Here is a 19,487-nt window from a genome sequence, read left to right on the forward strand (position 1 = left end):
GCGCCCCCGCCGCTCCGCCGGCACAAAGGACAACGATCGCGAGCGCTGAAAAGGCGAAGATAGGCCCCGGGGAGGTGAAGGCCCTCTTCTGTCGAAACGGCTGCTCTACAAACTTCCAGGAGAATGCAGCCAATGCGAGGCTTGCCACCAACATCGCACCGGTCATCAACGGATCGAGTTTTTGGAACGAAAGATAGTGCGCGAACGCATTGAGAGGCCAGTGAACAAGATACAACGAATACGAGATGAGCCCAATCCAGACCAGCGGCCGGACTTCGAGCATGCGGGTGGCGACCGTCGAGGGGGTATTTTGGCCAACATAGATCAGAAGGGCCGTTCCGATGCATGGATACAAGGCGTTGTAGCCTGGGAACGGATCACTCGCCGAAATCGCGAAGAACCCGATGGCGAGAAGGCCAAATCCGGCCACCCCCACCGACTCCATCAGGAATCGGTTGCCCAGCGGCGAGGGGCATTTGAGCATGAGCAGGGCGCCCAACATGAGTTCCCAGATTCGGGTCGGCAGCAGATAGAATCCGGCGGTGGGTGCCAGCGATGTCGCCATCACCGCCACTACGAAGCTGCAGAGAATTATCGGAAGAAGTGTCGTCAGCCAGCGCTTCCCGATGTAGCGATAGATTAGGAACATCAGGATTGGTGCGAAGATGTAGTACTGCTCCGCTACGGAAAGCGGCCAAGTGTGCAACAGTGGTAGAAGCGCGGCATCGATAGAGAAGTAACTTGACGTTTTCCAGAAGAAAACGTTCGACCAGAAGGTCGAGGTAGCTATGATGCTAAGACTGAATCCGCGCAGATCCGGTGGCAGAAGAATGAACAATGCTGCAATGCAGGTGAGAAGCATCACAAAGACGAGCGCCGGCAGAATGCGCCGGGCACGGCGCCAGTAGAAGTTGACGATGGAAAATTGGCCGCGTTCAAGGTCATCCAGGAGGCTTCCGCTGGTTAGGTAGCCGGAGATGACGAAGAAGATATCGACCCCGCTAAAGCCACCCGGGATCGCCGAAATTCCGAAATGAAAGAGTACGACCGGAAGTACAGCAACGGCCCTAAGGCCCTCGATATAGCGCCTATATTGCATCCAGCGGTTCCTTTTATTTTAGATCAGGACGCGATTGGAAGCTTTCAATCTCCGGTAGGAGTGCTGCCGAGATAAGGGCGGTATCAGCCACCTTTATCCGTCCCGAATGTTCTGTAAGTTGCAACTGGTACAGAAGCACGATCGCCATCGCCGGCCTTGACGGCCTGATTGTCGAGCAGATCGCGCGGATCGTTGACCATCACGGCCAGGTTATGTCCTGTCGAACAACCAAGCGGCTGTTTGAAGGATTCTTCATTGGGTAAGGCACCATATGAGGGACAGACCGGCGGACGGGCGTGATAGACAATCGCCTCAATTCGCACTGAGCCGGCGTCGTGTTGATCGCGCAATTGAATGTTGTCTTCTTCGATTGCCAACTGCCTGGCCTGATGGGCTACCCCTGCGCTGAGCTGGGGCGAACCGCTGATGAGGAGGTGGATGGCATCGAACCGGCCGCGACTGGCCTTGTCTAGGAAAACACGCAAACGCTGCCGTTCGGAAGCGCGCAGGCTTTGCAACGTCAGGACGGTGGTCTCCTCTCGGACAAGCATTGGTGCCGATGGTTCGACATCAACTGGCGTAGTGCTTGTGCAGCCACTTACGCTTGGTGCCAGAGCGACAAAGAGGATTATAAAACGCAACATCTTTGGATGACACTATTCGATGATGAAGCCGAGACCGCCCTGGGCGCTTGGCGCGCCCGCACGGATAGCAGCGCGGTCTCGCGGGGGACTTGTCACGGAATTCGTCGGAGCGCCCCCTCCGTTCAAAGCCGGTGCCGCCCGCTCGGTCGGTGCGCTCATCTGGTTTGGGTTGGAGCCTGGTCTTACAATGTAAGGCGTAACTAGAATGACCAGTTCTGACTCCTCTTTTTGAAACGAGGTCGAGCGAAAAAGCGGTCCCAGGATCGGCAGTTCTCCGAGCCAGGGAAAGGCCCTGACATCATTGTTGACGTTCCGCCTGATTAGACCGCCGATTGCGAAGCTCTGGCCGCTGGCGAGTTCGACGACCGTATCGGCTCGGCGCGTGGAAACTGCCGGCACGGAAATTCCGTTGATTTGCACGGCACCTTGCGTCGACAGTTCACTGACTTCGGGCGTTACGTGAATGTTGATTTGATTGTTGCTGAGAACTGTCGGCACAAATTCCAGACTGACGCCGAAGTGACGGAATTCAACCGATACCTGCCTGTTTTCCTGCAGGACAGGAATGGGAAATTCGCCGCCCGCGAGAAAGCTGGCCTTTTCACCCGACATAGCGGTGAGGTTCGGCTCAGCCAGGACGGAAGCTATATGCTCCTTGGCGAGCGCGTCGAGAACCGCGCTGACGTTGACGGCACCGTTGTCGAATCCGATTTCTGCTGTACCGCCACCCTGGGTTGAACCAGACCCAGCGCTTGCAGCGCTTCCGCTTAGAACGCCCACTTTGAAATTGCCGATTTGACCGAAGGCGGACAAGTTGACGCCGAGTGACTTCATGGCGCTGCGTGAGACTTCGGCTACGCGCACGCTGAGGTTAACTTGCAGGGATCCAGCGACCTTGATGTTGTTGACGACTTGCGCTCCGTCGCCCAGATATTGCTCAGTGACTCTTTTTGCGGTGTCGGCGACCTCTGCGTCGGGCGCCGTCCCGCTAAGGATTGCGCCGCGCGGCGTATAGTTGACGCGGATGGGATAGTCGCCGACCTGCTCCCGCAACATGGCGCGTAAATCCCCGATCGGTTGCGTGACAACGATACGCAATTCGGCGAGAGGCTCGCCATTGCCATCCAAGGCGAATAGGCTGGTCCGCCCCGATTTCTTGCCAAAGACGAAGATTGTTTTGCTCGATGGCGCCTGAAAATCCGCGATCGTGGGGTCAGCAACAAAGATGGTCGTGGCTGGCGCGGGCAGATGAACGGTCTCCCCGAGCGAAGAGGAAAGGGTCAGCGTGGCGTTGATGCTATTCGAAGCCGCATGCGGCGGGCCTTTGTCCTGCTTGTTTTGCGCCGCGACACCAAGTGGGAAAGTCACAATAAGCGCGCAGAGGAGATGGCCCAGGTAACGGGGAACTGCAGGTCTTGTAACCTTGTTGGCGATCGCCCGCCAATTGAGCGCATGGCAAGGATGTTGAAGGATCAGCAAAATAGATCTTCTTTCGATTCGACAAACTATGCGGACGAGGCGTCAGTCAATTCTAGGATGTAACCAATGCCTCGGATGGTCTTGATCCGTGGCGTTGCACCTGATCTGGTCAGATGTCCCCGTAAACGATAAATTCCGACTTCAAGCGCGTTGGCAGACACGTCGTCGTTGAATGAATAGAGGTGATCTTCCAATTGCGCACGGGGCACGATGCGGCCTGCCCGGTTAAGCAGGTGCTCTAGAATACAGAGTTCGCGACGTGCGATCATCATTGGGTGCCCATCAACGAAAACCTGGCGGGCGACCGGATCAAAGTCGAGATTGCCAAATACGAGCCTCAGGTCGGTCATCTGTGTCGCCCGGCGCAGAATGGCTCTCATTCTGGCAATAAGCTCATCGGTAGAGATGGGTTTGAGCAGAAAGTCGTCCGCACCACCGTTGAAGATCGCAATTCGCTTATCGAGATCGTTAAGGCTGCTCATAATGACGGCAGGAACTGAATGCCCGTGGGTCCTCAACTGCCTCAGCCAACCCAAGCCATCGCCATCTGGCAGAGCCAATTCCAGCAGGAGAATTTCATAGCTGGCGCAAGAAAATGCACTCGAAGCCAGTTCCAGAGTACCAACGACATCAACGACGAAGCCGCCATCCCCGAGCGCAAGTCGCATGGCGCGCGCAAGATCCGCATGATGATCCACGAGCAGCGTTCGCATTTCATCTCCTCTCGAAGAGGGACGGCCCATCGAACGCGTCACCGGCGGCCATCTGATCGGAGCACACGGCGCGCAACTCGTCGCAGCTCTCGGAACTGGTCCGAGTCGGAGGGACATGCAAGTCGCTCGGTGGCAATAGGCGCGGGTGAGGACCAACTGACGGGCTCAAATACGCCGGTCGGCGAACCCACGAGGCCAGCAACCCGCGTGCGATTTCTCGTTGCATCATCTCTCCTACGTGCAGCCCCTGCGCTCGCAAGGCAGCGTCGCGGCTCAGAGCCCGATTCCCACAGAGGGTAGGGTTAGCTTTCGAGAAACTGATTGAACAAATCGATTATTTGGATCGAATGCATCCACGGTATGGATGCAGCGCACCATCTTCAACGACTGCGGCGTCCTGATGCACTGTTGTGTCTGTCGTGCTCTGCTTTTTTCGCTGTCCTTCAAGGCTGGCGAGCCTGGTGGAACCTGCGCGTCATTGGCTTGGTAGCTTGAATGCTCAACAACGGAGCGCCCTGCGCAAAGCCGCTCTCATTTCCAAAAAGCCTTGCAATCTGGTTGGAGCACTTCGCGCTCGACACCAAAATAGGCGAGGAAAACTGACGTCTGACAGGGATGTACATGCAACAGCCGATTTGCGGCACCAGCAAACGACCGCGTTCAGGCTGAAGATCGACGACCAACGGCTCCTCGATTTCCGCACCGACCGCTTTTACAAGCTCTTCCTGTGCGGGCGGATGCCGGCAAACAGCAGCACAGGGTCAGCGAAACCGGGAGCGGGCCTGCTTGATCGCCATGATCACATTGCCGCTGTCGCGCGTGCGGAGCGGAATGCAATCGGTCCAGCCGGCGGCAATCCGGTCAGCACCATCGTCTGCACGAAGCTCCCTGACGAAGACGTGCCCGAATGCGCTCAACAAAGCCGGGCGGCGGATCTTTCCAATCGCCGAAGGTGCGGGCTGGCACCGAGCGGCGAACTGCGAACTCATTCCTGCCCGGCGGCGCTGGCCGCCGCGAGCGTCGATGCGGACCCAGCCGCTCCGAATCCTCCCACAACACGATGAGCGCGTCGCGGACATCGCTGCCGTAACAGCGGCTGCGGCTCTTGCCCGCAGACGGCCTCTGCTCACGACGGTTCATAAGACGGATCGCGCGCTTGCGAATAATAGCCGGTTACCGCCTCGAACTCATCCAGAATGCGCCGCTTGTCAACGCCGCAATAAAGCTCCACGATCGCCGCTTCACCGTGTCGCCATGCTGAGCCGCGCCATCCTTCCCCCGAACCGGAATGGCACGACCTGTCCATCCCCTTTGGAACAGGACACTATTGGTAACATTTTGCTTGAGGCAATGCGGCTCGTTGCCTTCCTTTTCGCTGACCGGAAGGGTACCGGAAGTCGTCTATCGCATTTTACCCGCTGAAAGCGGCAACACCTCGACCTCAATCGCAGATCATAGGAAATAGACGATCGCGTCGGGGCCTCAGCATCGGTTCACCGGGTTTCCGTCATCGACTGAAGCGAATTGCCCCATCGACCGTCACCGGGTGGGCCGCGATACGTCGCCGTGTATGATTAGCGAGCGCACGTAGCGGAGCCATAGCTCTCCACCCAGCCATGTTCCCCTAGTTGGAAAATGTCCGGCGGACCAGAGGTGCTGTCGTCAGCTTTTCCTGAATAGCGGCCAAGGCAATCCCTACCAGTCCATCACCACCTTGCCGGAACTGCCGCTCTTCATCGCATCGAAACCGATCTGAAAATCGTCGATGCCGATGCGGTGGGTGATCAGGCCGGAGACATCCAGCGGACCCTGCACAAGCGCGATCATCTTGTACCAGGTTTCGAACATCTCGCGGCCGTAGATGCCTTTGAGATGCAGCATCTTGAAGATGACCTTGTTCCAGTCGATCTCGAAGCCGGTCGGCGCGATGCCCAGAATGGCGATCTTGCCGCCATTGTTCATGGTGTCGATCATGTCGCGGAAAGCGGGGGCGGCGCCTGACATTTCGAGCCCGACGTCGAACCCCTCGGTCATGCCGAGCACCGGCATGACGTCGCGCAGCTTCTCCTTCGAGGCGTCGACGACATGCTGGACGCCGAGTTTCTTGGCTAGCGCCAGCCGCACCGGGTTGATGTCAGTGATGACCACTTTGCGCGCGCCGACGCATTGGGCGACGAGCGCGCCCATGATGCCGATCGGCCCGGCGCCAGTCACCAGCACGTCCTCGCCGACCAGATCGAAGGACAATGCGGTGTGGACGGCATTGCCCAAGGGATCGAAGATCGCGGCAATCTCATCGGGCACATCGTCGGGGATCGGCACGACATTGTGCTGCGGGATCGCCAGATACTCGCCGAAGGCGCCTGGACGGTTGACGCCGACGCCGAGTGTGTTGCGGCACAGATGCCCTCGCCCGGCGCGACAGTTGCGGCAATGGCCGCAGACGATGTGGCCTTCGCCCAATACACGCTGGCCGACCTTGTATTCGGTGACCGCTGCGCCGAAATCGGCAACGGTGCCGACGAATTCATGGCCCGTCACCATCGGCACCGGCACCGTCTTCTGCGCCCACTGGTCCCAATTGTAGATGTGCACGTCGGTGCCGCAGATCGCCGTCTTCTTGATCTTGATCAGCACGTCGTTGGGGCCGATTTCCGGCACCGGCACCTCTTCCATCCAGATGCCCGGTTCGGCCTTGGCCTTCACAAGCGCCTTCATCATGTTCGACATCAGGATTTCCCTATTCCGTGATTGCGCTTCTGGCGAGATAGCCTGCACAACGGGAAGGTAGGCCACTAACTCGTTTGAACGTCCGGAATGGTCAGCCCCGCCTGCTCGGCCTCGCGGCGCAAATTCTGACGGGGCCTGGGGCCGATCTGCTGGATCACCAATCCGGCTGCCAGTGAGCCAAGGTCGCCGCAAGTCTGCAGGTCGCGGCCTTGCGTGTAGCCATGCAGGAAGCCGGCGGCATAGAGATCGCCGGCGCCCGTCGTGTCGACCAGTTCCTTGATGGCGGTCGCCTTGATCACCACGGTCTCGTCGCCGCGCACGATCACCGAGCCTTTTTCCGAGCGGGTGACGGCGGCGATCCGGCAATCCTTGCGGATCTGGGCCAGCGCCTCGTCGAACGACGATGTCTGGTAGAGCGACTTGATCTCGTGGCTGTTGGCAAAGACGATGTCGACCGTGCCCGAGCGCATCAGGTCGAGGAATTCGTCGCGGTAGCGGTCGACGCAGAACGAATCCGATAGCGTCATCGACACTTCTCGGCCTGCCGCGTGCGCCAGCTTCGCCGTCTGGCGGATTGCCTCCTTGGCGCGCGGCGGGTCCCACAGATAGCCTTCGAAATAGGTGACCTTGGCGCCGGACGCCTTGTCGGCTTCGACATCCTCAGGGCCAAGCTCGACGCAGGCGCCGAGATAGGTGTTCATCGAGCGCTCGCCGTCGGGCGTGACGAAGATCATCGAGCGCGCCGTCGGCGGCTCACCCTTGAGCGGCGTGGTGCCGAAGGCGACGCCCTGCGCATGGATGTCGTGGGCGTAGATTTCGCCCAGCGCATCGTTGGAGACCTTGCCGAAGAAGGCCGCGCGGCCGCCAAAGCTGGCGACGCCGGCCGCCGTGTTGCCGGCGCTGCCGCCGGACGCTTCGATCGCCGGACCCATGCGGCTGTAGAGCAGTTCGGCGCGTTGTGTGTCGATGAGGTTCATCGCGCCCTTGATGATGCCGTTGGTCTCGAGGAATTCCTCGTCGCACTGGGCGATGATGTCGACAATGGCATTGCCGATGCAAAGCACGTCATAATCCGGCATCAAAATCTCCGCCAAAACCCGAGCCGGCTTCTTGCCACGCCGGCCGGGCGTGGTCTCGCGAGTTGAAATGGGTTGCCGCATGCGCTTGATCCAGCCGCCCTCACGCAGCTGCCGGTCCGGCTTCACGCAGCAAATCGTCAGCTTTGTCCGTCTTCTCCCAAGTGAACTCAGGCTCTTCACGCCCGAAGTGTCCGTATGTCGCCGTCTTGCGGTATATCGGCCGTAAGAGATCAAGCATCTTGATGATGCCTTTCGGTCGGAGATTGAAAACCTCGAGAACAAGGCGCTCGATCCTTTTTTCCTCGATCCTTGCGGTTCCGAAGGTATTGACCATGACAGAAACCGGACTGGCCACGCCGATCGCGTAGGCAAGCTGAACCTCGCAGACCTCTGCAAGGCCGCTGGCAACGATGTTCTTCGCGACATACCGGGCGGCATAGGCCGCCGAGCGGTCAACCTTGGATGGGTCCTTGCCCGAAAAGGCACCGCCGCCGTGACGCCCGGTCCCACCGTAGGAATCGACGATGATCTTCCGTCCTGTGAGGCCGCAGTCGCCGGCAGGCCCACCGACCACGAACCGCCCTGTTGGGTTGACCAGAAATCTGATCCCCGAAGTATCCAGGTGGGCCGGCAGGACCGGTTTTATGATCTCCTCAATGACGCCTTCGCGGACCGTGGCTTGTGAGACCGCTTCGTCATGCTGCGTTGACAGGACTATGGTATCCAGCGCCACCGGGCGGAGCCCTTCGTAGCGTACCGACACTTGAGATTTCACGTCCGGACGCAGCCAGCCAAGCTGTCCCGCTTTCCGGACCTCGGCCTGTCTTTTCGTCAAATGGTGAGCGAGTTGGATCGGCAGGGGCATCAATGTATCCGTCTCGTTGCATGCGAATCCAAACATGATGCCCTGATCCCCTGCCCCTTGCCCGAGATCCTGCCCTCGTCCTTCATCAACGCCCTGGCTTATGTCGGGCGACTGCTCGGTGAGGGCCAGAACGACGGCGCAACGTCGACCATCAAAGCCAATCGCATCATCGTCGTAGCCAATATCGAGTATCGTATCGCGGGCGACTTGGCTGTAATCGATGTGGGCATGGCTGGTGATCTCGCCAGCCACAACGACCATCCCCGTCTTCACCAACACTTCACAGGCGACGCGCGCCTTCGGATCGGTGCGCAGGACCGCATCGAGAATGGCATCGGAGATGTTGTCTGCCATCTTGTCGGGGTGTCCCGCGCCGACGGATTCGGAAGAGAACACGAACTGCCTGGTCATAAAAATGCCCTCGCTTCAAGTGCTGGAGTTAGTGAGGAGTTTCTGGATTGGGGTGGCTTATCGGTCGCGGATGCCGGGAACATCGAACGCAGTGCAGAAGTCGGCAACGTCTCTTCGTACGCTCGCATGAACTTCCTGGTCATCGGGCTGGCGGCAGACCGAGTCGATGAAAGCGGCGATCTGCACCATCTCCGTTTCGCGCATGCCCATGGACGTCACCGCTGGTGTCCCTAAGCGGATGCCGCTTGTCAGCGCCGGATGCCGCCGGTCGCCCGGGACCATATTGAAATTCGCAATGATGCCTGCACGCGATAAGCGCTCCGCATAGGCTTTGCCTGACAGCGGCCGGTCCCGAAGATCAAGGATCAGCATGTGATTGTCAGTGCCCCCAGTGACGAGTTCATAACCTCGCTCCAGAAGCGCCTGGGCCAGAGCCTTGGCGTTGTGGACGATCTGCTGACCGTAGACACGAAAGGACGAGTTCGCTGCTTCCTGCAAAGCGACGGCAAGCGCGGCGATAGTATTCATATGCGGTCCGCCTTGCAGAAGAGGGAACACGGCGCAGATTGTGTTTGCTCTTCGGATGATGGAGGGGCTGATAACGGTCTTCATTCCTTGATAAAATGAAGCCACCCCGGGGACCGCGGATCGACTTGTGAGAGGTGCTGGTGACCACATCGCAATGGGACACGGGGTTCGGATGCACTCCTGCGACAACCAGGCCGCAGATGTGGGCGATGTCAGCCACCAGATACGAGTTCACCTCCGAAGCAATTTCGGCCATTGCCGCGTAGTCAAAAATACGCGGATAAGCAGTTCCGCCGACCCAAATTAGCTTCGGGCGTTCCCGCTTGGCGGTCTCGCGCAAGTGGTCATAGTCAATTTGCTGTGTCTTTTCGTGCAGCCTGTACGGGACGCGCTGATAATCGCTGCCGGAAAAATTGACGGACCAACCGTGAGTCAGATGGCCGCCTTCGGGTAAAGGCAAGCCCATGACTTTGTCACGGGGGCTCAAAAGCGCGCGATAGACAGCCTGGTTGGCTGGCGAGCCTGAATAAGGCTGGACGTTGGCGTGTTCACTGCCAAATAGCGCTTTCAGGCGCTCGATCGCGAGGGTCTCAAGCTCATCGACGATCTCGTTTCCGGCGTAGTAGCGCGCACCGGGGTATCCCTCGGCATACTTGTTGGTGAAAATCGACCCGGTCGCTTCCAACACCGCCGAGGAGGCAAAGTTCTCGGAGGCGATCAGTTTGAGAGTTGTCCGCTCCTGACGCTCCTGTCTTAGAAGCAGTTCGTGAACGCGGGAGTCGACGGCGGCTAAGTGAGGCCGCCCGTAAGTGTCGGGCTGCGCGATGGCGCCGCCGGCGGAGTTATCCATGGTAGTCGCGCTCCATTTGGACTGATCTATTTCACGATCAAGCAGGCGGTCCCTTCAACCGCGCGTCTTGTATTGCTTCCAGGCGTTGTAGGTCTCTTTTATGATGGCCATCATCGTGGGGCAGGAGATCGACCACCAATTGAGCCAGCCCGCCATCCTTGCCTCCTGCTTGCATATGGTACGAAGACTGCGGACGTTGTTCGTTGCAGCAAAGAAAGTTGGCTCTGCCCAGCCGCCGAACGTGGCGTCGAACCTGCTCGCGAGGCAGACTGGTAATATCGGCCAGCTCGCCGACGGTTAGATCCGCATGCGCGCAAAGGCCCAGGATTCGAAGGCGATCAAGATGCGCTGCCGTCCTTAGGCGATTTACCAGTGTCAACATTGGTTGGCATCAACCCGGACGGGATGCAGCAAGCCGCTAGCCCTTCTATCCCCATCAATCCGCATGAGACCTCTCTCGTCATTTGCTGTAAATCCGCTGGTATGGATGCTAATGGAAGATGGATCACAGTCCTTTCTACGACTAAGACGCCAGATATTGGGGCTAATGTACCACCTGACAGGAGACTACACTCACGAACATTATGTGAATTTTTTTTAACGTTGCTGAGAATCAAGGGTGAGGTTTGGCGAATGTCTCGCCGTCGACTGTCGAATCCTGCCCGACGGGATTATGGGGTGCGTAGCCTGCTTGTCCTTTCCACATGACCAGCGACGATGGGGCGGAGGCGGCAGACATAGCTCTGGAGCATGCTGCGGTATCTTTGGCCTGAAGCCGAGGAAGGCGGACCGTGGCTTCCGCGCCGCTGCCGGGAGCCCGCGAACAGGCCAAGTTGATCAGCCGGGTGTTGCCGTCATAGAGCGTGAGACCCAAAGCTGGCCAGCCGCGCCCTGAGGCTGACGCACCGCTCAGCGTCCACCTTGCTCTCGAAGCCCATCGGCATAGCGCCGATAACGACTTGACCGCGTGCGTGTCGACGAGCGATCGGTGAGCGCAAGGATCGAGGGTGCAGTGCAGGATAATGCTGTTTTAAATCAGCGCTGTTTTCAGCCGACTGCCTTGAGCGTGGGCACAAGGATATAGGCCCAAGGCAGGAGATCATCGTCTGCTGTTCGGGAGGCCGCCCTGGGCGCGCGACAGCCGTTCCTTCGGCTGCGCCGCTCCGCCACCATCCGCGCCGTGCCTTCCGGAGACCATTCCCGCTGCCGGCCGGCGCCCGTGAAAACCTCGACCCGGCGCACCGGCTCGAGATGGCTGGGCTCAGCGTAACTCTGAAGTCGTCATATACCGAAGCCTTCACAGACTTCGGACATCCCCCTCACAGTCCGATCCAGATGGCGTCAGGAACACCGCTGCGTTGATGCGGATGAACCCCTGCTTGTGCCACAATGACCCTTATGTCAGCGCGCGAGCCAAAGCTTCCGCGCAAGGCGACGGCTAGGATAAGGCAATGCCGACGAAGGGCACATTGCTTGCCACACTCTGGAATGATGGCATGCTCGGAAGGCCTAGGCTTTGCTCAGGGCCGCCTGCAAGGCGCGCTTTGAGGTTATTCACATAGCCTTCTGCGTAGTCCTGCGCCGTCGAGACCGAAAGATCAATGCCTGCCGCCAAGGCCTCTTCCATCAGGTGCTTTACGAGCCCATTTCGAATGGCCAGCTTGACCTCGGGGCCTGCGATAAGGCCGATCGCCTGCGCGGCCATATTGAGGCCAGCTTCCTCCAGCGCTCGCTTCATATCGCCTCCGTTAATGGCCGTACGCAGGAGATTGGCTGCTTGCGACTCAGCCTCGAGAACCATCGAGGCAAGATCGGCTACTTGTCCGAGGCCCGGAATGAAGCTGAGCAGTCCCACCGCCGTTGCCGCCAAGTCGAGCACTTTCGTCTCGATTTTGAGCACGGAGTCGACGACGTGCATGACGGCCCCGCCGTTCTTTTTGGCTGACTTAATGTCAGGCTGGTCCATCAGGCCCATCTTCATGTCCGCGACGGCATTCTGCTCTTCTGCGGTTTGGGCGCCGTGGGTGATTGGCTGCTGAACGTTGCGGTTCGCAGACGACATGTTTGTGCAAAAATGGGCAAAGTCTTTTTTGCTGATATTGCCGGAATCAACCGTATGCCCGCCGCCAAAGTCGAAGAATTTATGATGGGTCTTATAGCCCGTGATCGAATTGTTCAGGAGGCCAAACAGAAGAGGATCTGAAAGGAGCTGAGAGGCTGCTTCCCGCACTTTCGGATCAAGGCTCTTGTCGTCTTTCATTTTCGCCAGTTTGTCGCGAGTCAGAACACCGCTTCCAAAGAACGTGTCCTGATGGTCCTTGATCATCTCGACCGTATTCAGCTCAGTTTGCGTGAGGCTCATCGACGATGAGGCGACTTGCAGGAAATCCTCTTTGTGCATCTTCCCTTTCGAGCCACCGCACAACTGGTTCCAAGCATCGGGGTGATCGAGGAAATATTGCGCCGCCGCAATGACCTGGGGCGGAAATTTGCCGTTTTTCGATTCGCCGCCGACCATTTTCTTGAACTCATCCAGACTCAGGTCCTTGGACAGATTTTCGGAGTACCGGTAAAACTCCCGCAAGGCATCGCTCAAGGTCATGACCGAAGGCTGCAAACCTCCGCTGCCGTCGGATGGTATGTAGTTCTGCTCGTAGCTTCGCGCTTGGGCTTCCTGAAATGCAGCAACTTGTGGGTGGTGGTTTGAAAATCCGGCCAAGTCCTTGGCGTTGATCTTGCCTCCACAGCGGCCGTCGCCCTGCGAGCCAATCGCATAAAAAAGTCCCGAATCCTGCTGCAGTCCCTGGATCGCCGCTTTCAGATCCGGTGGCGTAGAGGGATCATTGGCTTTGTCGGTCAACGACTTCCAAGTAAGCGGGCATTGGTCCTTGTGACGGTTGAGTACCGCAACAATCTGCAACTCAGCCGTGGTCAGCGACCCACCGTTCCACGTGATTCCGGGGCTCGGCCTGGGAGCCGGCTCGATCTTCGGAGTGACGCCGAGCAGATGTTGGGCTTCAGTCGCCTTGGAGCGTTGCGATTGGTCCTCCTTGAGAGCCGCCCTCATATTTGGCGGCAGCAGATCCAGTGGGTGTTGCTCCAAGCCATTCAATGTCAAGACATCCGGTGCCAGATGGCCCAAAGGGTCCTGCCGCAATTTATCCATTGTCGAATCAAGATTCGACGCTGGCAGATCCCCTTGCGCGAAAGAGCCGGGCTTGTCTGCCAGCACACAAGTGGACAGCATCGCTTCGAAGCACGATGCACTTTGCTGATGCTGGGTCGCAAAATGGGAAACTTTCAGGCCCGGCCAACCCCTTGCGGACTGTAGCGAATTTGAGCGGTAGAAAGTTGAAAGATTACTGGCCGACATTATGCATCCTCAGACGTGACGTTGAAATCCCCACAAGAGACCCCGACAGAAGATCCCTTGCGTTTCACAAAATTCGACAATTCCAAGCGTCGGCAGGTCACGAATGCGCCTGCCCTGCCTTCAATTGCTGTGTTCCGGGCCGGCTCCAAGGTTCGGTCCAACACAATGGCCGGAGTCACCGCGAGAGCTGCCGGGACTCATCATGAGCGGATTAGCTTTCGAGAAACTGACGAGTTTGCGAAGAGTTCACAAAGGGGTAGCCGCAGTCATGTTCTTCAGAGCTGCGGGAAATCCTCAATGTTCATTTCTTGCCCAGCTCAGGCTTCCCGCCAACGCTATCCTGTTGTGGGATGTCAGAAGAATAAGAAGCATCCGGTCGTCCGTCGCGAACGACCGTAGTGGAGGAGCCGCGAAACAAGATCAGCACTGATTCCTTTGGCGTTGCCGCTATGTGAGTCTGCGCCTGCGCCTGCGCCACCAAGCCGTTAAAGGTCTGCTCCACGAGTGCGACGAAGCGCGGTGGACCGGAAACGAAGACGAGGCCATTGCCTGGCACGGGTTTGACCACATAGCGCTCGTCGGAGATATCAAGCTTGTCGAGAGCCCCCTTGAACGCATCGAAGCGAATCGACGTCATCAAAAGCATTCGAGTTTGCGATTCTTGTGCAGCAGACACATAGAGCACAAGGCCGTCATAGTACCATTGTAGACCGTAAAGGTTCGTCAAGCGGTCGAGGAACGCGCGCGGTGGCAAATCAGGCATACGTCCGCGAATTCGCCCCTTCACCGCAGGACTGATGTTGACCCTGATATTCAGGTTGTTGCCGAATTCCTGCAACGCTGCAGCGAGCTCCTGATCCAGAACCGTGTATCTATAGGGTGTCGCCGGAAGGGACAGCGGGACTGCATGCGCCGGGTGAATCCCGGTGGACAGAAAAAACCCGGCACAAAGAAGTCTCAAAACATGCAGGGTGACGGGTTGGATAAGCGTTCTCGGCATGTCGCACTGATAAACCAAACGCTGAAATCATCACAAGTGACTAAATTGCCGAAGAGATTTTAGATTGTCGAAATGACGCCGCCGTTAGTCAGCTTGTTGTCAGCTTGCCCCCCTAGGAGTGTTGCGCCGACACCGGGTGATGAATGGGCGGGGCTCGCCCGGTCAGAGAGAGCAACCGAGTCCTTACATGATGATGCCTGTCACGTCGATCTCTGCCACTCTAACGGCTGGCCTCCCCAGGGTCGGATCACCGTCGATTGTCGAGCAGGCCCAGTTTGAGCGCGCCTTAGGGCATGCAGCCGACTCGCTGAAAAACGATGCCGCCGCGGGGCCAGCGAGTGCGGCGCCAGTTGCTGCGGCGATGGATGTTCAGCGCGCGGCTGCGCCGACGAGCGGCATGGGCGATCGCGTGTTGCAGACGATTTCCTCCCTATATCCACACAACACTGTTTCCTTCCCCGCGCTCGACCATGACATAGCCCTTTCGAAGGGCGCTCTACCGGGACCGGCGCAGAAGCTTCCCGTTCCAGGTGAGGCGGGAACCGGAATCTCGGGCATTCCCCAACAAGGGCAAGACTTCGAAACGATGATGGCTGGTCTTCGGGATGTTTACAACGGCGTCACCCAGGTGGCGCTTATCTCCAAAGGCGTCAGCGGCGTCACATCATCCGTGAATAAACTTTTGAAGGAAGGCTGAACCGCGCGCATGATTGGCTTGGCCGAGGGCGAAATCATGCGTGGCCTGTCAGGGTGGCGGTCGGTTAGACTTGTCATGCTGCCAGTTCTCGTCGCCCTCACTGCTTGCAAAGCCGACCTCTACACGCAATTGCAAGAGCGTGAGGCAAATGAAATGCTCGCACTTCTTGAAGACAACGGGGTCGCCGCGATCCGGGTGGTCGCCAAGGATGGAACCAGCACGATCCAGGTTGACGAAAAGCTGCTCGCCTTCTCAATCAACCTTCTGAACGCCAAGGGGCTGCCGCGCCAATCCTTCAAGAACCTCGGTGAGATATTCCAAGGATCAGGCCTGATTGCCTCGCCGACCGAAGAGCGTGCCCGTTACGTGTATGCCCTGAGCGAAGAGTTGTCGCGGACGATCAGCGATATCGATGGCGTTTTTTCTGTACGTGTTCACGTCGTGCTGCCGCATAACGACCTTGTGCGAGCCGGTGCCACGCCATCCTCGGCCTCGGTGTTTATCAGGCACGACGCAAAAACAAATGTCGCGGCTCTGCTGCCAAAGATAAAGATGCTTGTAGCCGACAGCATCGAAGGCCTGTCCTACGATAAGGTGGAAGTGGTTTTGGTGCCGGTAGAACGGTCCGCACACGAGCAACGGCCCGATCCGACTGCTGTTTTGCCACAAGCATCACTACCTCTTCCTGCGCCACTTCTGGCGACCGTAACAGGTTTTGCCGCAGCCGTATTCGCCGTGGCCTGTTATCTCTTGATCGGCGTTGTTACGCGTCGGCGCAAGCAATCAACCGGCGTTTCCAAGGTCGAGGGGCGCCGGGATGCTTCTGCTGTCGAGGCCATTCGCAAAAGAATGCCTGCAATTGGACGTGGGTGACATCTCATTGCCAATGCCTATACAGACCGCCCGACCTGATGGTCCGCACTTTCCGGGCGCGAGCGAGCTTGCGGCTTCGGCCCATCCAACCCGTCTTGCGGCGCGTCTTGATCCAGCGTTATCGGCCGAAACGTTAGTGAAGTTGCAGAAGTGTTCCAGACTGCATCCAAGGCTGGCAGAATTGCTGGGCAACGATGACGTGGATCTGAACCACATCGGCTGCAGGCCGGACCTTCTACGCGGGCATGATCCATATCGAGCGGCCCTTCTTGCTGGTAGTATCTGGCATGCCCGTTCGCTGGTCGCGTTTGTCTCTCAGCCTGAGCTTGCCATCCTTGTTAAACGCATCGGCGTGGATGCACACGCATTCGGAATCCGACACCTGCTGCATGCTGTTGACAAAAGACTGATCTCGGACCCAGAAAAACTCGCTCAGCAAATCGAATACGATGGACACGCATGTCTTGGAGCTTGGCTCCAGGACAGTTCAGCGACCGAGCGTAACCGCGTGCTTCTTCGATTGCCCGAGGGGACTGCCGCGGAGACTCCAGCACATGAGCATTGGACCGCCGCCGGCCAATTGCTTTCACTTGTAGTAGCTCATTTTGAGACAGAGACCCCGGTGAAATGACAGTCGAACTTTCCGAGGGGCCAATAGCGCCGCAGATGCGTCCAGTCGGACCACTGATACCCGCGAGCGAGCTCGAAACCTGGCACAGCGCCGCGCAAGCCCTTGCCGCGGCAGAACGGCATCGGCAGCGCGTTCGAAACTGGGCACGCGCGGTTTACCAGCGGGCGTGGGCGCGCGGCCACATGGAGGGCTCGAATGCAGGCACCGAGGAGATGGCAGGGTTGATTGCGGAGACAATCTCCGAAATCGCGCGACGAAAGGCGGCTCTGGAGCAGGAATTGCCGCAGCTCGTGATGGAAATATTGAGCGATCTTATCGGCGCTTTCGATCCGGGCGAGCTATTGGTGAGGGCTGTTCGTCACGCCATAGAGTGTCAATACAGCGGCGCCGACGTTTGCCTTCATGTTTCTCCCATGCAAGTCGACATGCTTGCACGAGAGTTTGCTCGATGCGACGGCCAGGATGGTCGACCAAGGGTGCGGATCGAGCCCGACCCGACATTGTCGCCGCAACGCTGCGTGCTGTGGAGCGAGTACGGCAATGTTGACCTTGGACTTGACGCCCAGATGCGCGCGCTGCGCCTTGGTTTCGGGACGCTCTGTGAGAAAGGCGAGCTATGAGAAAGCCCGTCCCAGAACATAACGCTGACGCCGACACTCGAGCTCTCGTTCCAGCAATCTCGTCTTTGAGGGCTGCGGCCAAGCGAATTGACACGCGTGCGGTGCGCGGTCGGATCACGCGGGCTATCGGCACACTGGTTCATGCCGTCTTGCCAGACACTCGTATTGGGGAACTTTGCCTCCTAGAGGACCCGCGAACCGGGCTGTCGCTCGAGGCCGAGGTGATCGGCCTGTCGGGTGATGGTGTATTGCTGACACCGATCGGGGACTTGGTGGGCCTATCCAGCCGCGCAGAGGTCGTGGCCACTGGCCGAATGCGTGAGGTGCCCGTCGGCGGCGATTTGCTCGGTCGCGTGATCGACAGTCGTTGCCGCCCATTGGACGGCAAAGGCGAAATCAAGACCGTCGAAACTCGGCCCCTGCATGGCAGAGCCCCCAATCCGATGACGAGGCGCATGATTGAGCGGCCATTCCCGCTTGGGGTCCGTGTCCTCGATGGTCTGCTGACGTGCGGCGAGGGCCAGCGGATCGGGATTTATGGCGAGCCAGGTGGTGGCAAGTCGACGCTGTTGTCACAGATCGTAAAGGGTGCCGCCGCTGACGTCGTCATAGTGGCGCTCATAGGCGAACGTGGACGGGAAGTTCGTGAATTCATCGAAAGGAATCTTGGTGAAGAGGGCCTTCTCCGTACGGTCGTCGTGGTTGAAACATCCGACCGCTCGGCGGTAGAGCGTGCGCAATGCGCTCCAATGGCGACTGCGCTCGCGGAATATTTCCGCGATCAAGGCCTACGCGTTGCTCTCATGCTGGATTCGCTGACGCGCTTCTGCCGCGCTATGCGCGAAATAGGCCTTGCTGCGGGTGAGCCGCCGACGCGACGGGGCTTTCCTCCTTCCGTTTTTGGCATGCTGCCAGGCCTGCTCGAGCGCGCCGGCATGGGTGAGCGGGGCTCAATCACGGCCTTCTATACGGTGCTTGTAGAGGGTGATGGCACGGGTGATCCAATCGCCGAGGAATCGCGTGGTATTCTCGATGGCCATGTCATCCTCTCACGCGCTATTGCGGCGCGATCGCATTTCCCCGCTATTGATGTGCTGCAGAGTCGCAGCCGCGTCATGGATGCAGTCGTTTCGGGGACACATCGCAAGGCAGCATCCATTTTCCGCGAGCTCCTGTCGCGCTATGCCGAGACCGAGTTCTTGATCAATGTTGGCGAATACAAGCCAGGTGGAGATCCCCTGACTGACCGGGCTGTCGCGTCAATCGACGAACTGAGGGAGTTTCTGCGCCAGAGCGAAGATGACGCGTCAGATTTCGAGGAGACGGTCGCATGGATGTCGCGTCTGACCGCGTAAACTGGATTCAGTCTTCGAGGTTACGGCTTCTGAAGGAAATGCAAGAGCGTCGTGCCCTTGGCGAGCTGTCCAAGAAGGAAGCCCAGCGCGATGTGGCCGCCTCAGCCGTACAAAATGCCTCTAGGGAGCTTGCAATGATACAGCAACATTGTTCAAGAAAAGAAGCAGCGCTCTATCAGCATCTGATGTCACTCGACAACTTGTCTAGCGCAGCGCTCGACCGTCACCGCCTTCACACTGAACAACTTGCCGCTGAGATCAATTCCAGACGGCAGATGCTTGATGATACCCAAATCGCTCAAGAGGAGGCTGAGATGGCGGCGTCCAGGACGAGGGAGCTATGGGTCATATGTTCGGCGGCAAGGGACAAATGGCAACAAATCGAGGACGACGTGCGGCGCGCCGTCGAGACTCATTCGGAGGCCGCAGCCGAGATCGAGGCCGACGATGAGATACTGCTGAAATATGCGAGGGGGTCGCTTGCCTAAATGCCGCGCAACCGGATCCGACGGTCGCAAGAGGTCGTCCGAATGACACGAC

The 19,487-nt window shown here is 58.5% G+C and carries 16 protein-coding genes and 2 pseudogenes; 7 read left to right on the top strand and 11 right to left on the bottom strand.

The features are described from left to right. From EN745_RS06980 to glyA, 9 genes and pseudogenes are all read right to left on the bottom strand, one after another. Positions 1-1,099, bottom strand: a 1,099-nt coding sequence (locus EN745_RS06980; RefSeq protein WP_145991988.1) for an acyltransferase, incomplete at its 3' end; no start/stop codon positions are given. An 83-nt stretch (positions 1,100-1,182) separates the two neighbouring features. Next, positions 1,183-1,743 carry a CpaD family pilus assembly lipoprotein gene (locus tag EN745_RS06985; protein ID WP_063169261.1) on the bottom strand — a complete coding sequence of 187 codons (561 nt, stop codon included), beginning with the start codon at positions 1,741-1,743 and terminating at the stop codon, positions 1,183-1,185. Positions 1,744-1,755: 12 nt separating this feature from the next. After that, positions 1,756-3,177 carry a type II and III secretion system protein family protein gene (locus EN745_RS06990; RefSeq protein ID WP_050580548.1) on the bottom strand — a complete coding sequence of 474 codons (1,422 nt, stop codon included), beginning with the start codon at positions 3,175-3,177 and terminating at the stop codon, positions 1,756-1,758. A gap of 71 nt (positions 3,178-3,248) precedes the next feature. Further along, a complete protein-coding gene (locus tag EN745_RS06995; RefSeq protein ID WP_024505585.1) occupies positions 3,249-3,935 on the bottom strand; it encodes a response regulator transcription factor in 687 nt (228 codons plus the stop codon). An 812-nt stretch (positions 3,936-4,747) separates the two neighbouring features. After that, positions 4,748-4,916 (bottom strand): annotated as a pseudogene (locus EN745_RS36860) (transposase); the annotation flags it as partial. 714 nt (positions 4,917-5,630) lie between these two features. Then, positions 5,631-6,665 (bottom strand): L-threonine 3-dehydrogenase, encoded by a 1,035-nt coding sequence (tdh, locus tag EN745_RS07005; protein ID WP_126063920.1) that lies wholly within the window; start codon positions 6,663-6,665, stop codon positions 5,631-5,633. Positions 6,666-6,730: 65 nt separating this feature from the next. Further along, positions 6,731-7,744 carry an adenosine kinase gene (locus EN745_RS07010; protein WP_126063919.1) on the bottom strand — a complete coding sequence of 338 codons (1,014 nt, stop codon included), beginning with the start codon at positions 7,742-7,744 and terminating at the stop codon, positions 6,731-6,733. Between the two features lie 100 nt (positions 7,745-7,844). Next, a complete protein-coding gene (metK, locus tag EN745_RS07015) occupies positions 7,845-9,020 on the bottom strand; it encodes a methionine adenosyltransferase (RefSeq protein ID WP_063169265.1) in 1,176 nt (391 codons plus the stop codon). A 57-nt stretch (positions 9,021-9,077) separates the two neighbouring features. Beyond that, positions 9,078-10,398 (bottom strand): annotated as a pseudogene (gene glyA, locus EN745_RS07020) (serine hydroxymethyltransferase). Positions 10,399-10,498: 100 nt separating this feature from the next. Between glyA and EN745_RS36000 the strand changes: the two are divergent. Further along, positions 10,499-10,699 carry a hypothetical protein gene (locus EN745_RS36000; protein ID WP_024505365.1) on the top strand — a complete coding sequence of 67 codons (201 nt, stop codon included), beginning with the start codon at positions 10,499-10,501 and terminating at the stop codon, positions 10,697-10,699. A 1,137-nt stretch (positions 10,700-11,836) separates the two neighbouring features. On the opposite strand, the gene EN745_RS07035 is transcribed toward EN745_RS36000, so the two are convergent. Next, positions 11,837-13,771 (bottom strand): HrpF/NolX family T3SS translocon protein, encoded by a 1,935-nt coding sequence (locus tag EN745_RS07035; RefSeq protein ID WP_024505366.1) that lies wholly within the window; start codon positions 13,769-13,771, stop codon positions 11,837-11,839. 301 nt (positions 13,772-14,072) lie between these two features. Next, entirely contained in the window at positions 14,073-14,771 is a 699-nt protein-coding gene (locus EN745_RS07040; RefSeq protein WP_024505367.1) for a secretin N-terminal domain-containing protein, read from the bottom strand. A gap of 187 nt (positions 14,772-14,958) precedes the next feature. On the opposite strand from EN745_RS07040, the gene EN745_RS07045 reads away from it, so the two are divergent. From EN745_RS07045 to EN745_RS07070, 6 genes are read left to right on the top strand one after another with little or no spacing between them, the layout of a single operon-like run. Next, positions 14,959-15,468 (top strand): nodulation protein NolB, encoded by a 510-nt coding sequence (locus EN745_RS07045; protein WP_024505368.1) that lies wholly within the window; start codon positions 14,959-14,961, stop codon positions 15,466-15,468. A 9-nt stretch (positions 15,469-15,477) separates the two neighbouring features. Next, positions 15,478-16,341 carry a type III secretion inner membrane ring lipoprotein SctJ gene (sctJ, locus tag EN745_RS07050; protein WP_024505369.1) on the top strand — a complete coding sequence of 288 codons (864 nt, stop codon included), beginning with the start codon at positions 15,478-15,480 and terminating at the stop codon, positions 16,339-16,341. Next, on the top strand, positions 16,286-16,972 hold the full coding sequence (locus tag EN745_RS07055; RefSeq protein ID WP_269470858.1) for a nodulation protein NolU: 687 nt from the start codon (positions 16,286-16,288) through the stop codon (positions 16,970-16,972). Before sctJ ends, EN745_RS07055 begins: the two co-directional genes overlap by 56 nt. Beyond that, a complete protein-coding gene (gene sctL / locus EN745_RS07060; RefSeq protein ID WP_024505371.1) occupies positions 16,969-17,592 on the top strand; it encodes a type III secretion system stator protein SctL in 624 nt (207 codons plus the stop codon). The genes EN745_RS07055 and sctL overlap by 4 nt, the downstream gene beginning before the upstream one ends. Further along, positions 17,589-18,947: a type III secretion system ATPase SctN gene (gene sctN, locus EN745_RS07065; protein WP_024505372.1), complete on the top strand. Its 1,359-nt coding sequence runs from the start codon at positions 17,589-17,591 to the stop codon at positions 18,945-18,947. Before sctL ends, sctN begins: the two co-directional genes overlap by 4 nt. Continuing rightward, positions 18,923-19,435, top strand: coding sequence for a hypothetical protein (locus EN745_RS07070; protein WP_032899688.1), 513 nt, complete (start codon positions 18,923-18,925; stop codon positions 19,433-19,435). The genes sctN and EN745_RS07070 overlap by 25 nt, the downstream gene beginning before the upstream one ends. Positions 19,436-19,487 lie beyond the last annotated feature (52 nt).

The sequence above is a fragment of the Mesorhizobium sp. M4A.F.Ca.ET.022.05.2.1 genome, from assembly GCF_003998845.1.
GTDB lineage: Bacteria > Pseudomonadota > Alphaproteobacteria > Rhizobiales > Rhizobiaceae > Mesorhizobium.

Bases quoted from the DNA above. Each gene is read 5' to 3' on its own strand.
- EN745_RS07040 (WP_024505367.1), bottom strand. From the start codon at position 14,771: ATGCCGAGAACGCTTATCCAACCCGTCACCCTGCATGTTTTGAGACTT.
- EN745_RS07035 (WP_024505366.1), bottom strand. From the start codon at position 13,771: ATGTCGGCCAGTAATCTTTCAACTTTCTACCGCTCAAATTCGCTACAG.
- sctN (WP_024505372.1), top strand. From the start codon at position 17,589: ATGAGAAAGCCCGTCCCAGAACATAACGCTGACGCCGACACTCGAGCT.
- tdh (WP_126063920.1), bottom strand. From the start codon at position 6,665: ATGTCGAACATGATGAAGGCGCTTGTGAAGGCCAAGGCCGAACCGGGC.
- EN745_RS36000 (WP_024505365.1), top strand. From the start codon at position 10,499: ATGATGGCCATCATCGTGGGGCAGGAGATCGACCACCAATTGAGCCAG.
- EN745_RS06985 (WP_063169261.1), bottom strand. From the start codon at position 1,743: ATGTTGCGTTTTATAATCCTCTTTGTCGCTCTGGCACCAAGCGTAAGT.
- EN745_RS06995 (WP_024505585.1), bottom strand. From the start codon at position 3,935: ATGCGAACGCTGCTCGTGGATCATCATGCGGATCTTGCGCGCGCCATG.
- EN745_RS07010 (WP_126063919.1), bottom strand. From the start codon at position 7,744: ATGCCGGATTATGACGTGCTTTGCATCGGCAATGCCATTGTCGACATC.
- EN745_RS07045 (WP_024505368.1), top strand. From the start codon at position 14,959: ATGATGATGCCTGTCACGTCGATCTCTGCCACTCTAACGGCTGGCCTC.
- metK (WP_063169265.1), bottom strand. From the start codon at position 9,020: ATGACCAGGCAGTTCGTGTTCTCTTCCGAATCCGTCGGCGCGGGACAC.
- EN745_RS07055 (WP_269470858.1), top strand. From the start codon at position 16,286: ATGCTTCTGCTGTCGAGGCCATTCGCAAAAGAATGCCTGCAATTGGAC.
- sctJ (WP_024505369.1), top strand. From the start codon at position 15,478: ATGATTGGCTTGGCCGAGGGCGAAATCATGCGTGGCCTGTCAGGGTGG.
- EN745_RS07070 (WP_032899688.1), top strand. From the start codon at position 18,923: ATGGATGTCGCGTCTGACCGCGTAAACTGGATTCAGTCTTCGAGGTTA.
- sctL (WP_024505371.1), top strand. From the start codon at position 16,969: ATGACAGTCGAACTTTCCGAGGGGCCAATAGCGCCGCAGATGCGTCCA.